Here is a 13,397-nt window from a genome sequence, read left to right as displayed (position 1 = left end):
AAAGGAAGCCTTTTAGCTTCCCCGTTGTGCAATAGATCACCGTTTTTTCGGCCGACTGGCGTACAGACAGAAGAGAATGGAGCAGGTCGCACAGAACGCAATCGACCAGATCATCGGCCATGCAGAGTTAAAGGTCGCAAGGGAGAGCAATGCACCGACAATGGCGCCAATACCAAAGCGGAAGGTTCCTGCCAGCGATGATGCCGTTCCCGCCATATGGGGAAACTCATCCAGAATGACCGCCATCGCATTGGATGACACCATCGACACGCAGCCCACAAACGCCGCCACACCAACTACCAGCGACCAGAACCCCAACCCCAGCAGCGCACTGATGACCATCCACGCTGCCATAATAAATTGTATCCACAGCCCCGACCGGAACATATTCAGCGCGCCAATGCGGCGAACAAAGCGACTGTTAAAGATGGTCATCACGAACAAGAAAACAATATTCAGCGCAAAGTAATAACCAAAGTTTTCCGGCGCGACGTGGTTAATTTCAATGTAGACAAACGGTCCGGCGCTTAAGAATGAGAACATCCCGGCAAAGCTGAAACCGCTGGCCAGCATATAACTCAGGACGCGCTTATGGCGGAACAGTGCGGCAAAGTTGCCAATGGTGGTACGGATGTGAAACGGCTGACGACGCTCCGGCGGTAACGTTTCTTTGATCAGGAAGAAGATCATCGCCGAAGCCAGAATCGCCGCCACGGCGAGGATCCAGAAAATGTAATGCCAGCTCAGCCACACCAGCACCCAACCGCCAACTATCGGTGCCATCAGCGGTGCAATGGTCGTTACCAGCATGACAAACGACATCATCCGCGAGAACTCTTCTTTCGGGTAGATGTCGCGCATCAGGGCGTTGATGACCACGCTGGCCGCCGCCGCTGCCAGCCCGTGAAAGAAACGCATCACAATCAGCTGATCGATAGTTTGCGCCAGTGCACACGCCACCGCCGCCGCAGCAAATACCAGCGTACCGCCAAGAACCACCGGCTTACGCCCGAAGCTATCTGCCATCGGCCCGTAGATTAACTGCCCCAACGCAAAACCCAGAATATAGGTACTCAGGGTCATCTGCGTACTGCCCGCTGGCACACCAAACTGCGCAGAAATCACTGGCAGCGCGGGCAGATACATATCAATCGACAGCGGCATCAACATGGCCAGCAGGCCAAGGATAAAAACAATAGCAAACGACGAATGCTGTCGGGTGGTCACAACGGGCTCCTGAAAGTTATTAAAGTGTTAGACGACGCTGGCAACTTCTTCTTCAGTTAATGGACGATATTCACCGGGTGCTAAATCAGCATCCAGCGTAATGCCGCCAATACGTTCACGATGCAGCTCAACCACGTGGTTACCCACGGCGGCGAACATGCGTTTCACCTGATGATAACGCCCTTCGCTGATGGTCAGACGTACCTGCGTCGGCGTAATCACTTCCAGCACAGCAGGCTTAGTGAGATCTTTTTCGTTATGTAACTGCACGCCTTTAGCAAACTGCTCTGCCGTATCGGCTGCCACCGGGGACTCCAGCGTCACCAGGTAGGTTTTCTCGCAATGATGACGTGGAGAAGTAATGCGGTGCGACCACTGACCATCGTCAGTCATCAGCACCAGGCCGGTAGTGTCGATATCCAGCCGCCCTGCTGCGTGTAGTTTCCACGCCACAGGTTCATCCAGAAAATAGAGCACCGTTGGGTGATCCGGATCGTCAGTAGAACAAACATAGCCCTGAGGCTTATTGAGCATGAAGTAACGTGGTCCGTGTTGCTGTGCCAGCGGGTTTCCATCGTAAGCCACACTGTGTTCAGGGAGCAGTTTAAACGCTGCATTACGGACGATTTCGCCATCGACGGTGACACGATTGCCGCGGATTTCACGCCCGGCAATAGCACGGCTAACGCCGAGTTGCTGTGCGATAAATTTATCAAGTCGCATGTGTGTGATTTTGCCTGTAAAAAACGGAGGTCGGGTAATGACCCGAAAATCTGAACTGTTGTTCGCCCAGTATAGCGGTCTAATAACTTCCCTCAAGAGAAAAAGATCCGTGGCATACTATTAGCAGAATAATCTACCTACGCGAGACCATGATTTTTACACTCCGTCCATACCAGCAAGAAGCCGTGGATGCCACGCTCAACCATTTTCGTCGTCATAAAACTCCTGCCGTTATCGTGCTGCCTACTGGTGCAGGTAAAAGCCTGGTGATAGCGGAACTGGCACGGCTGGCGCGTGGTCGCGTGCTGGTGCTGGCGCACGTCAAAGAGCTGGTGGCGCAAAACCATGCAAAATATCAGGCGCTGGGGCTGGAAGCCGATATTTTTGCCGCCGGGCTGAAGCGTAAAGAGAGCCACGGTAAAGTGGTGTTTGGCAGCGTGCAGTCCGTCGCTCGCAATCTCGATGCCTTTCAGGGTGAATTTTCGCTGTTGATTGTCGATGAATGCCACCGCATTGGCGACGATGAAGAGAGCCAGTATCAGCAAATCCTTACTCACCTGACAAAAGTGAATCCCCACTTACGCCTGTTGGGGCTGACCGCCACGCCTTTTCGGCTGGGCAAAGGCTGGATCTACCAGTTCCATTATCACGGCATGGTACGTGGCGACGAGAAAGCCCTTTTCCGTGACTGCATTTATGAGCTGCCGCTGCGTTATATGATTAAACACGGCTATCTGACGCCACCAGAACGGCTTGATATGCCGGTAGTGCAATACGATTTCAGCCGCTTGCAGGCACAGAGCAATGGGCTGTTCAGTGAAGCCGATCTCAACCGCGAGCTGAAAAAACAACAACGTATTACGCCGCACATCATCAGCCAGATTATGGAGTTCGCCGCAACGCGCAAAGGGGTGATGATTTTCGCCGCGACGGTTGAACACGCAAAAGAGATTGTGGGATTGCTGCCCGCCGAAGATGCAGCACTCATTACCGGTGACACACCCGGCGCTGAACGTGATGTATTAATTGAAGATTTTAAAGCCCAGCGTTTTCGCTATCTGGTCAACGTTGCGGTACTGACCACCGGATTTGACGCCCCGCATGTCGATCTTATCGCCATCCTGCGCCCTACTGAATCAGTGAGTCTTTACCAACAACTTGTCGGACGCGGTCTGCGTCTGGCGCCCGGCAAGACTGATTGCTTAATTCTTGATTATGCGGGTAATCCTCACGATCTCTACGCGCCAGAAGTTGGCACCCCAAAAGGCAAAAGTGACAACGTTCCGGTACAGGTTTTCTGCCCTGCCTGCGGTTTTGCCAACACCTTCTGGGGCAAAACGACCGCCGACGGTACATTGATTGAACACTTTGGTCGTCGCTGTCAGGGGTGGTTTGAAGATGACGACGGTCATCGCGAACAGTGTGACTTCCGTTTCCGTTTTAAAAATTGCCCACAATGTAACGCGGAAAACGATATTGCCGCCCGACGCTGCCGCGAATGTGACACGGTACTGGTTGATCCAGACGACATGTTAAAAGCGGCGCTACGACTGAAAGACGCGCTGGTATTACGCTGTAGCGGCATGTCTTTGCAGCATGGTCACGACGAAAAAGGCGAATGGCTGAAAATCACCTATTACGATGAAGACGGCGCGGATGTGAGTGAGCGTTTCCGTCTGCAAACGCCCGCCCAGCGTACCGCCTTCGAACAACTTTTTATCCGCCCGCATACGCGCACACCGGGCATCCCTCTGCGCTGGATAACCGCCGCCGATATCCTCGCCCAGCAAGCCTTATTGCGCCATCCGGATTTTGTTGTTGCCCGCATGAAAGGTCAGTACTGGCAAGTGCGTGAAAAAGTGTTCGATTACGAAGGTCGTTTTCGTCGGGCGCATGAATTACGCGGTTAATGGTAGTTTTGATTGATGTATAAGGCGATTGAGTATAGAATCTCGCCCGCTTTTGCATACGCAAAGCAGATCACTTACCTGTTGCTGGGTCGCCTGTAGCAGGATTAATTTAAGAGAGAAAGAAATGTTTACTATTAACGCAGAAGTACGTAAAGAGCAGGGTAAGGGTGCGAGCCGCCGCCTGCGTGCCGCTAACAAGTTCCCGGCAATCATCTACGGTGGCAAAGAAGCGCCGCTGGCTATCGAGCTGGATCACGACAAAGTCATGAACATGCAAGTTAAAGCTGAATTCTACAGCGAAGTTCTGACCATCGTTGTTGACGGTAAAGAAATCAAAGTTAAAGCTCAGGATGTACAGCGTCACCCGTACAAACCGAAGCTGCAGCACATCGACTTCGTTCGCGCTTAATTGCTGAATAAGTTGTAAAAAACCCCGCTCCGGCGGGGTTTTTTGTATCCGCAGATTATGCCTGATGCGACGCAGTGCGTCTTATCAGGCATACAGGTATTACCGTTATTTGCAGGCCAGAGAAGGCGTCACGCCGCATCTGGCATTCATAACACAAAACCGATTAATTGCCGCCGGACGTCCGGCGCTGCAATTGATCGCGCAGGTTCGGCGGCGTGCCTTTAATGGTCAGGGTATCGGTCGCCGGGTCCCAGAAAATCCGTTCGCCTAACAGCATTGCATCAAAGTTGATGGTTAAGCCACCACCGCTACCGGCAAACTTAGTCAACTGACGCAGCGTGCTACGATCTGCCGGGAAGCTCTCTTCCAGTTCATAGCCTTTTTCAGCCGCAAATTCCGTGAAGCTCACTTCGCTGACGCCCGCCAGTTCTTTCGACAGCGACTCCAGCTCGATCTCTTCGCCCGCCTGCAATTGCTCATTACAGTAGCTATAAACCTGCTGGCGAACGTTCTGCCGTTCTGCTTTATCCAGTTGCGCTTCGGCGGTAAAGTCATCGACCGCCTGTAACAGTCCACGGTTTTGCGCTTTCGCATTCAATCCTTCGCTGGCACCGAGGAAGTCCATAAAGAAATCAGCCACTTTGCGCCCTACTCGCCCTTTCAGGAAAGTGAGATAACGGGTCGATTCTGGATTGGTTTCCCACTCGGTCAAATCGATACGCGCAACGATATCAGCATGATTAATATCGAGATAATGGGTTGGGTTGATGTCGAGGTTTTCGTTAACGCGCATACTGCTTAAATTGTTCAGTACGCAAATCAGCAAATACTCAACCGCCAGATAGCGATAGTGACAAAACAGCACGAAGCCGCCGTCAGCAAAAGGATATTTCGCCAGTTCGTCACGCAGGCGACCAGTTGCTGCCCGACTAAATGCCAGAAAGTCTTCTTCGCCCTGACGCTGTAAGCGCAGCGTCTGCGCCAGTTCACTTTCCTCGCTAAACAAACCGTAGGCTTTATTCTTGGCGCTATAGACACGATGCAGCTCCGCCACCATCTCAACGACGGTTTCCGTCGGTTCCAGCAATGAATCGCGCAGCACCAGCTCAAGGTTCTGCTCATCACGCTTGATAAGCTGGTGCAGAGCAATCTGGTTGATATCCAGACTCATGATAAACTCTCCTTTTAGACCGGGCGGTATTCAACCACCGCTGGTTAAGCGACGCAATAAAAGATGGCGGTCATTTTACAGAAGGTGGCGTAACGCGAATGATTTAAAGTATAAAAAAGCAGAAAAAAAACCGTTGCTACGGTAATATGTTGCCCTTTCATCAACTAACTGATTTCGATTTATGCCACAAATTTCCCGCTACAGCGATGAACAGGTTGAACAATTGCTCGCAGAGCTGCTCAACGTACTGGAAAAACATAAGGCTCCGACCGACCTTTCCCTGATGGTGTTAGGCAATATGGTCACCAACCTTATCAACACCAGCATTGCCCCGGCTCAGCGCCAGGCGATTGCCAACTCTTTTGCCCGCGCCTTACAGTCCTCTATCAACGAAGACAAAGCGCACTAAGGGAAACAGATAACAGGTTATGGTAACTCATCGTCAGCGCTACCGTGAAAAAGTCTCCCAGATGGTCAGTTGGGGGCACTGGTTTGCACTGTTCAATATTCTGCTTTCGCTCGTCATTGGCAGCCGTTACCTGTTTATCGCCGACTGGCCGACAACGCTTGCGGGTCGTATTTATTCCTACGTAAGCATTATCGGTCATTTCAGCTTCCTGGTGTTCGCCACCTATTTGCTGATCCTCTTCCCGCTGACCTTTATTGTCGGCTCCCAGAGGCTGATGAGGTTTTTGTCCGTCATTCTGGCAACAGCGGGAATGACGCTATTACTGATCGATAGCGAAGTCTTTACCCGTTTCCATCTCCATCTTAATCCCATCGTCTGGCAGTTGGTTATCAACCCGGACGAAAATGAGATGGCGCGCGACTGGCAGCTGATGTTCATCAGTGTGCCGGTAATATTATTGCTTGAACTGGTATTTGCGACGTGGAGCTGGCAAAAGCTGCGCAGCCTGACACGTCGTCGGCGCTTCGCCCGTCCGCTGGCCGCATTCTTATTCATCGCCTTTATCGCCTCGCATGTGGTGTATATCTGGGCCGATGCCAACTTCTATCGCCCGATCACCATGCAGCGCGCTAACCTGCCGCTTTCGTACCCGATGACGGCGCGACGTTTTCTTGAGAAGCATGGTCTGCTTGATGCGCAGGAGTATCAACGCCGTCTTATTGAGCAAGGTAATCCAGATGCTGTTTCCGTACAGTATCCGTTAAGCGAACTGCGCTACCGCGATATGGGCACCGGGCAAAACGTCTTGCTGATTACTGTCGATGGCCTGAACTACTCACGCTTTGAGCAGCAGATGCCTGCGCTGGCAGGCTTTGCGGAACAAAATATTTCGTTCACGCGCCATATGAGTTCCGGCAACACGACCGACAACGGCATCTTTGGCCTGTTCTATGGCATATCGCCAAGTTATATGGACGGCATTCTGTCGACCCGTACACCTGCGGCATTAATTACCGCGCTTAACCAGCAAGGCTATCAACTGGGGCTATTCTCATCCGATGGCTTTACCAGCCCGTTGTATCGTCAGGCATTGTTGTCAGACTTCTCAATGCCGAGCGTTCGCACGCAATCCGATGAGCAGACTGCCACACAGTGGATCAACTGGCTGAGCCGCTACGCGCAAGAAGATAATCGCTGGTTCTCATGGGTATCTTTCAATGGCACCAACATTGACGACAGCAACCAGCAAGCATTTGCACGGAAATATAGCCGCGCGGCAGGTAATGTCGATGACCAGATTAACCGCGTGCTTGATGCGCTGAAAGCGTCCGGCAAGCTGGACAATACGGTGGTGATTATTACTGCCGGTCGGGGCATTCCGCTGGTCGAAGAGGAAGAAACCTTTGACTGGTCCCACGGTCATCTTCAGGTGCCGTTAGTGATTCACTGGCCAGGCACACCGGCACAGCGAATTAATACCCTGACCGACCATACCGATCTGATGACCACGCTGATGCAACGTCTGCTACACGTCAGCACACCAGCGAGCGAATATTCGCAAGGTCAGGATTTGTTCAACCCTGAGCGCCGTCATTACTGGGTGACTGCGGCGGATAACGATACGCTGGCAATTACCACCCCGAAAATGACGCTGGTACTGAACAATAACGGTAAATACCGCACTTACAACTTACGTGGCGAAAGAGTGAAAGACGAAAAACCACAGTTAAGTTTGTTATTGCAAGTGCTGACAGACGAGAAGCGTTTCATCGCTAACTGATTAATTATAAATCAGTTAGCAAAATATCTTACTTGCAATCGGTGTGGAAAACGGTAGTATAAGCAGCCACGAGTCGGCACGTAGCGCAGCCTGGTAGCGCACCGTCATGGGGTGTCGGGGGTCGGAGGTTCAAATCCTCTCGTGCCGACCAAATCGCTCATTATTAATTATCGTTTTTATGAAATAAGCCCGCTAATTCATTGAATAGCGGGTTTTTTTATTGTTTTTAGTCATCGTTATTCGACGGTAACAGTGGTTTTCAGCCGTTTTTTTTAGTTATATGTTTAGTTATACGGGCTGGCGCATAGCTAAATCCGTATAACTAGAACCTGTTTTTTCCCGTGGATTCATAAACGTATGGCAAGAAAGGCGACCCCACTCACCACCACACAGATCAAAGCAGCTAAACCAGCGGAAAAAGAATACACCTTACAGGATGGCGGCGGGCTTTTTCTCGTTATTAAGCCGTCTGGTTCGAAACTATGGCGATTCAACTACTATCGACCATCGAACAAAAAACGAACAATCATTAGTTTGGGATCGCTTGATGAAGTCTCCCTGGCTGATGCCAGAAAACGCCGTAGCGAGTACAGGACGTTAATTGCGGCAGGAACCGACCCGCAGGAATACGAACGGCAAAAACTCGAAGCAGAGGCTCGACGACAGGGCAACACGTTCGAAAATGTGGCCGCATCGTGGTACGAAATGAAAAAAAACCAGAATCTCGCCCACAATACGATCAAGGACATCTGGCGCTCGCTAGAGAAATATGTATTCCCGTATATCGGAAACACACCGATAGATACTCTCACCGCTCGCCGCTTTGTTGAGATACTCACGCCCATCAAGGCGCGTGGCAACCTGGAAACACTGAAACGCGTTTTACAGCGCATCAATGAAGTGATGGATTTTGCTGCCAACAGTGGACTGATTGACATCAACACCGCCGCGAACGTCCGCAAGGCATTCCCTTCCCCCACCAAAAAGCACATGCCAACTATTCGGCCAGAGCAGTTGCCGCAACTTATGAACGATTTAACGATTGCCAGCATAGAACGACAAACCAAGTTGTTGATTGAGTGGCAGTTGTTAACCGCAACCCGTCCAGCCGAAGCCTCCGCCGCACGGTGGGAAGAAATCAATCTTGAGGCGGCAACATGGACGATACCAGCCGGACGCATGAAGATGCGCCGTGACCATGTGATCCCTCTTTGCACTCAGGCGATGGCAGTGCTTGAAGCCATGAAGCCGATTAGCGCACGAAGGGAGCATGTTTTCCCAAGTCTTAAAAATCCAGTGCAACCAATGAGCAGCCAGACAGCAAACGCAGCATTACGGCGAATGGGTTACGCTGGTGTGCTGGTATCTCACGGACTACGCGCAATATTCAGCACGGCGGCGAATGAGGAAGGATTTGAGCCTGACGTGATCGAAGCCGCACTAGCCCACGTAGACACAAACGAAGTTAGACGGGCATACAACCGAAGCAACTACCTGGAAAAACGTAAAGTGTTAATGTGCTGGTGGGGGAATTTTGTGGAAGCAGCCGCAACCGGAACAACCATCGCCAGCGGGCACAGGGGATTACGCGGAATAAAATAAAATATTTAAAAATTATTGGTTCCTAATTGACACCAACCAAGAGCCAATTTGGAGCCAATTTAAACCGCTTAGTTTTATGTTAGAAAAATACATTTAACTTTCTAACGCCCATTATTTAAAGTTAGAAGAAAAATAATTAGTTTTTGCCAAATGGCTCTTGACTTACTTTTTTATAGATTTGTATTCTTTTTATATGCTTCATGTGGTTACCGTCACTTTCATTCAAGAAGTGATATTTGCTGTCTTTAGGAGAAATAAGATGAGAGCTATTCTTTTACGACCAGAGGTAAAGGCCTTGCTACGCATCAAGTCTGACTCGACCCTAACGGAGATGATTAACAAGGGCGGGTTCCCCAAAGGATTCCGTATCGGGCTGCGTCGCATTGGCTGGTATGAAGATGAGGTGCTCGCTTGGTTGAAAGAACGTGAGAGAGAAACTCGCGAAGCGTAAGCGTGATTAACGCTCGCCTGATTACTATCAAGCAACAAGACAATTAAGAGAGAACATTATGAATACTGGCAAAAATGCCCAAACAGGGGCAGGTTTTCGTTCAACCATAAAAAATATGGCTGATGTTATTATTCAGTTCAAACCTTACGAAAGAATCAATTGAACTAATCGCACTTCCGTTTTAAACGGAAACGTACAATCGCATAGCTTAAACGACAAAAGAAATATGCTTGTTACAAATAAAATAAAGGCGACCGCAGAGGGCCGCCAGAGGACATGTATTAAACTTGAACGCATCGCCAACAATGCCACATTTGCGGCTGGTGGGCAAAGTAATTTGTATGGTGGACATACCATCAACACATCCGACCACATGAGCCGGAAAACGGGATATACTCACCGAATCCCTTATAAAACGGGGATCGGGATTACCACCCCGCTGAAGCAAAAGGCGATACAGACGCGCCACGCGTCTTTTTTTGTATCGACGCACACGCACACCTTATCAATGGTGGGCTGTATGGGGCTGACTTCGGTCAGGCTGGTTTCCTTTTGCGCCAGTTGTGGTAACCCTGTACAGTCCACCGCCAGCGAGCTTACCACCTCCTGCGGTGGGTATATCCCAACGCAAAAGGAGGCTGCCAAATGGCTACTATCCCTGCCCTCGCACATACTCAGAACGCCTTTATCTGGCGCTTTATCATCGTTAATCCGAGTGATTCCCGCGTCGTTCACGTCGTGGCGTCAACCGAGCAGGAAGCGCGTAACCGTTGCCCGTCCGGCTGTGTTGCTGTATTCGCTGCCCGTATTCGTCAGGGGGTAAGTCATGCTTAAGCGATTCCAGATAACCGCACGCGCTGTAAATCATCAAGGCAACGTTATTGATATTCGGCAAAACGTGAACGCCACCTGCGTTAGTGCAGCTATAGCAATATTGAAAGAAGAGTTAATCGGCTGTGGGTTCACGCAGGTGATGATCCGTGCCGTAGTTGAACTTTAACAGAAACGTAATTCGACAAATGAAAACAAAAAATTCTGGCTTTACTGCCAGCGGATTCGCTCGGCCTGAAATCCGCCCCGGCGATATTTTCCGGGATAAATACGGCAGCACGGTAATGATTAAGGGCGTGAGTGAACGACGCATTACCTACCGTCGTGAAGGCTATAACTACGACTGTGTAATGCCTGTTTATCAGTTCCAGCGTGATTTTACGCTGGTGGATCATCGTGAAACCGTAAATCAGAACCGTGCAGCAAGATATATCCGCAAAATCCGCGAAATGATGGTTACTGGGGGCAAGAAATGAAACGCGCACCGAATTTAAAGCACCAGCCAGCCGACAAAATGACGGAGGTTATCATTTTTGCGGGTAGTGATGCCTGGGCACATGCGAATCAGTGGCAGGAGATGGACGGGCGACTTGCTAGCGATAACGTGCCTCCTGTCTGGCTTGGAGATCAGCAACTGGCAGAACTGGAAAATCTGAACATCATTGACGACGGGCGCTATTGTGTCCGGCTGTACAAAGCAGGGCACATCAAGCCATCAAACATCAATGCCATTGCGCAAAAGCTGGCGGCGGCAGGCATACGGGATGCGAATTACTACCCCGACGGGATGCACAGCCAAAAGCGGGAGAACTGGCGCGAATATCTGGAACGTGAGCGCCAAAACATCGATGACGGGCTGGCTATCCGGCTTCCGACAAAAGAAAACGCCACCGGAAGTCATGGCGATGATGAATTAAAGCCCCGCGTAGAAAGCCGCGCCGATGGTGTTTTCTGGGTAACGCCCAAAGTTGACAAACAGTCAGGCGAAATTATCCGGCCTGAGACGTGGTTATGTTCCCCGCTTGAACTACTGGGAACAGGAACAATCGGTAAAGAGCATTACCGCGTGATGCGCTGGAAAAAACCGGCAAACCATGAAGTCATCACAATGGCGATCCCGTGTGGTGGCATTGGCGACCGTGACGGCTGGCGGTTGCTTAAAGATCACGGCCTGAACGTGACAACAAACGGCAAATACAGGGCCATCCTGGCGGACTGGATGCAGTTAAACGGAAGCCATGAGGAATGGCAGCTAAGCCCTACAACGGGCTGGCATTTTGGTGCGTACATCATGCCGGACGGTTCGGTCATTGGTGAGTCTGAAAAACCGATCCTGTTTACCGGAAAAACGGCTGCCGTTAATGGTTATTCCGTGGCGGGAACAGCGGTGGGCTGGCGTGATACCGTGGCGCGACTGGCTGGTGGTAATCCGTCCATGATGCTGGGTGTGGCGGTATCGTTATCAGCACCATTAATCGGGCTGGTGGGCGCTGACGGCTTCGGGGTACATCTTTTCGAACAATCATCAGCAGGGAAAACCACCACACAGAACATCGCATCAAGTTTATGGGGAGAGCCGGACGCGCAACGGCTGACCTGGTACGGAACGGCGTTAGGTATCGCCAACGAGGCAGAAGCGCACAATGACGGGCTTTTGCCACTGGATGAGATAGGACAGGCCGGAAACGCACGGGAGGTATCCACATCGGCTTACACGCTGTTTAACGGTTCGGGGAAATTACAGGGGGCGAAGGACGGCGGCAACAGGGAGATAAAACGCTGGCGAACGGTGGCAATCAGCACCGGAGAAATGGACGTTGAAACATTCCTCAAAAGTGAGGGGATAAAAGTCAAGGCGGGGCAGCTTGTCCGGTTGCTTAACGTGCCGATGGAGAAGTCTACGCAGTATCACGAATACAGCACAGGAAAGGCGCACGCAGACGCGTTAAAAGCCGCCTGGACAGAAAACCACGGGGCGGCGGGTCGTGAATGGGTTAAATGGCTGGCAGCCCACCAGCAGGAGGCTAAGGACACGGTAAGGGCGTGCCGTGAACGGTGGCGCAACCTGATACCGGAGAGCTACGGCGAACAGGTTCATCGCGTAGGGGAACGATTCGCCATACTGGAGGCCGCGCTTGTGCTGTCCGGCCATGTTACGGGCTGGGATGTTCAGGCGTGCCGTGATGCAGTTCAGCATAACTTTAATGCCTGGGCGAAGGAGTTCGGCACGGGTAACAAGGAACACAGGCAGATTATTGAACAGGCGGAGGCGTTTCTTGCTGCCTACGGCATGAGCAGGTTTGCGCCTGTCAATTATGACCCTGCAAGCCTGCCGATTTCAGAACTGTACGGCTACAGGGAAAGCGAGGGGCGTTACGGTGAGCCCGTTTTGTTTTATGTCCTGCCTGATCCGTTTCAGTCACATGTAGCGAATGGATTTAACAAGGATGCAGTAGCAAGAGCCCTTCACGAAGCAGGAATGTTGAAAAAACCAGCCAGCGGGAGGGGATGGCAAATCAGGACACCACGGCTAAAACACCTGAAAGGGGCGCGGCTAAGGGTGTATGGCCTTTTGCTGACACAGGAAGACGAGACAGAAAGTGATTAGCCTCGCGTATAGGGGGTAAAAATATGTTGTCCCTGTTGTCCCATCTGGCAATAAGAAAGATTAACATATTGAATTATATTGGTTTTACCTGTGAAAAGTGGGACGACACTGGGACAACATTGGGGCATTTTGGGACAACATCACGGCATTTTGGGACGACACGTATTTTTACCTGACTGGAGGGCGGGACAACACAAAAACCCCTCATGTCGTCCCAAAATCGCCTTATGTTGTCCCATTTTTTGGGGCAATTTTTCAACAAAATCATATGGTTAG

13 protein-coding genes, 1 tRNA gene and 1 pseudogene are annotated in these 13,397 nt (G+C 51.0%); 12 read left to right on the top strand and 3 right to left on the bottom strand.

The window, feature by feature from the left end; all coding sequences use genetic code 11:
* Positions 1–36: 36 nt before the first annotated feature.
* Together bcr and rsuA are read right to left on the bottom strand one after the other, a co-directional pair.
* The gene (gene bcr / locus FC814_RS04990; RefSeq protein ID WP_000213383.1) at positions 37–1,227 is read right to left on the bottom strand and encodes a multidrug efflux MFS transporter Bcr; all 1,191 of its coding nucleotides are present in this window, start codon (positions 1,225–1,227) and stop codon (positions 37–39) included.
* Positions 1,228–1,254: 27 nt separating this feature from the next.
* Complete coding sequence (gene rsuA, locus FC814_RS04985) at positions 1,255–1,950, bottom strand: 16S rRNA pseudouridine(516) synthase RsuA (RefSeq protein WP_137325595.1); 696 nt, start codon at positions 1,948–1,950, stop codon at positions 1,255–1,257.
* A 149-nt stretch (positions 1,951–2,099) separates the two neighbouring features.
* Here rsuA and FC814_RS04980 point away from each other — a divergent pair, with 149 nt between their 5' ends.
* Both FC814_RS04980 and rplY read left to right on the top strand, forming a co-directional pair.
* Positions 2,100–3,860 (top strand): DEAD/DEAH box helicase, encoded by a 1,761-nt coding sequence (locus tag FC814_RS04980; protein WP_137325594.1) that lies wholly within the window; start codon positions 2,100–2,102, stop codon positions 3,858–3,860.
* 124 nt (positions 3,861–3,984) lie between these two features.
* Positions 3,985–4,269, top strand: coding sequence for a 50S ribosomal protein L25 (gene rplY / locus FC814_RS04975; RefSeq protein WP_000494185.1), 285 nt, complete (start codon positions 3,985–3,987; stop codon positions 4,267–4,269).
* Between the two features lie 163 nt (positions 4,270–4,432).
* Here rplY and yejK read toward each other — a convergent pair whose 3' ends face one another.
* Entirely contained in the window at positions 4,433–5,440 is a 1,008-nt protein-coding gene (yejK, locus tag FC814_RS04970) for a nucleoid-associated protein YejK (protein ID WP_000050780.1), read from the bottom strand.
* Between the two features lie 181 nt (positions 5,441–5,621).
* On the opposite strand from yejK, the gene FC814_RS04965 reads away from it, so the two are divergent.
* The 10 genes and pseudogenes from FC814_RS04965 (at position 5,622) to FC814_RS04930 (ending at position 13,121) form a co-directional block, all read left to right on the top strand.
* Entirely contained in the window at positions 5,622–5,849 is a 228-nt protein-coding gene (locus FC814_RS04965; protein WP_001135667.1) for a YejL family protein, read from the top strand.
* A gap of 19 nt (positions 5,850–5,868) precedes the next feature.
* A complete protein-coding gene (gene yejM, locus FC814_RS04960) occupies positions 5,869–7,629 on the top strand; it encodes an LPS biosynthesis-modulating metalloenzyme YejM (RefSeq protein WP_137325593.1) in 1,761 nt (586 codons plus the stop codon).
* A 74-nt stretch (positions 7,630–7,703) separates the two neighbouring features.
* Positions 7,704–7,780, top strand: a tRNA-Pro gene (locus tag FC814_RS04955).
* A gap of 206 nt (positions 7,781–7,986) precedes the next feature.
* On the top strand, positions 7,987–9,231 hold the full coding sequence (locus FC814_RS04950) for an integrase domain-containing protein (protein ID WP_047668740.1): 1,245 nt from the start codon (positions 7,987–7,989) through the stop codon (positions 9,229–9,231).
* A 259-nt stretch (positions 9,232–9,490) separates the two neighbouring features.
* Positions 9,491–9,682: an AlpA family transcriptional regulator gene (locus FC814_RS04945; RefSeq protein ID WP_047668755.1), complete on the top strand. Its 192-nt coding sequence runs from the start codon at positions 9,491–9,493 to the stop codon at positions 9,680–9,682.
* A gap of 226 nt (positions 9,683–9,908) precedes the next feature.
* Positions 9,909–10,292, top strand: a pseudogene (locus tag FC814_RS23440) (hypothetical protein); the annotation flags it as partial.
* Positions 10,293–10,327: 35 nt separating this feature from the next.
* Positions 10,328–10,516, top strand: coding sequence for a host cell division inhibitor Icd-like protein (locus FC814_RS22955; RefSeq protein WP_004013533.1), 189 nt, complete (start codon positions 10,328–10,330; stop codon positions 10,514–10,516).
* Positions 10,509–10,682: a hypothetical protein gene (locus FC814_RS22815; protein WP_165386424.1), complete on the top strand. Its 174-nt coding sequence runs from the start codon at positions 10,509–10,511 to the stop codon at positions 10,680–10,682. Before FC814_RS22955 ends, FC814_RS22815 begins: the two co-directional genes overlap by 8 nt.
* Positions 10,683–10,701: 19 nt before the next feature.
* On the top strand, positions 10,702–10,989 hold the full coding sequence (locus FC814_RS04935; protein ID WP_047668751.1) for a DUF4222 domain-containing protein: 288 nt from the start codon (positions 10,702–10,704) through the stop codon (positions 10,987–10,989).
* Positions 10,986–13,121, top strand: a complete 2,136-nt coding sequence (locus tag FC814_RS04930; RefSeq protein WP_137325592.1) for a DUF927 domain-containing protein — start codon at positions 10,986–10,988, stop codon at positions 13,119–13,121. Before FC814_RS04935 ends, FC814_RS04930 begins: the two co-directional genes overlap by 4 nt.
* The last annotated feature ends 276 nt before the right edge of the window (positions 13,122–13,397 follow it).

The sequence above is a fragment of the Escherichia sp. MR genome (assembly GCF_005280595.1).
Classification (GTDB): Bacteria; Pseudomonadota; Gammaproteobacteria; order Enterobacterales; family Enterobacteriaceae; genus Escherichia; species Escherichia ruysiae.
The sequence above is the reverse complement of the archived record's forward strand: the minus strand, read 5'-3'. Positions and strand labels throughout refer to the sequence as shown.

Excerpts from the sequence above, each read along its gene's own strand:
- FC814_RS04950 (WP_047668740.1), top strand. The coding sequence starts at position 7,987 with ATGGCAAGAAAGGCGACCCCACTCACCACCACACAGATCAAAGCAGCT.
- FC814_RS04965 (WP_001135667.1), top strand. The coding sequence starts at position 5,622 with ATGCCACAAATTTCCCGCTACAGCGATGAACAGGTTGAACAATTGCTC.
- rplY (WP_000494185.1), top strand. The coding sequence starts at position 3,985 with ATGTTTACTATTAACGCAGAAGTACGTAAAGAGCAGGGTAAGGGTGCG.
- FC814_RS04945 (WP_047668755.1), top strand. The coding sequence starts at position 9,491 with ATGAGAGCTATTCTTTTACGACCAGAGGTAAAGGCCTTGCTACGCATC.
- yejM (WP_137325593.1), top strand. The coding sequence starts at position 5,869 with ATGGTAACTCATCGTCAGCGCTACCGTGAAAAAGTCTCCCAGATGGTC.
- FC814_RS22815 (WP_165386424.1), top strand. The coding sequence starts at position 10,509 with ATGCTTAAGCGATTCCAGATAACCGCACGCGCTGTAAATCATCAAGGC.
- FC814_RS22955 (WP_004013533.1), top strand. The coding sequence starts at position 10,328 with ATGGCTACTATCCCTGCCCTCGCACATACTCAGAACGCCTTTATCTGG.
- FC814_RS04980 (WP_137325594.1), top strand. The coding sequence starts at position 2,100 with ATGATTTTTACACTCCGTCCATACCAGCAAGAAGCCGTGGATGCCACG.
- FC814_RS04930 (WP_137325592.1), top strand. The coding sequence starts at position 10,986 with ATGAAACGCGCACCGAATTTAAAGCACCAGCCAGCCGACAAAATGACG.
- rsuA (WP_137325595.1), bottom strand. The coding sequence starts at position 1,950 with ATGCGACTTGATAAATTTATCGCACAGCAACTCGGCGTTAGCCGTGCT.
- yejK (WP_000050780.1), bottom strand. The coding sequence starts at position 5,440 with ATGAGTCTGGATATCAACCAGATTGCTCTGCACCAGCTTATCAAGCGT.
- FC814_RS04935 (WP_047668751.1), top strand. The coding sequence starts at position 10,702 with ATGAAAACAAAAAATTCTGGCTTTACTGCCAGCGGATTCGCTCGGCCT.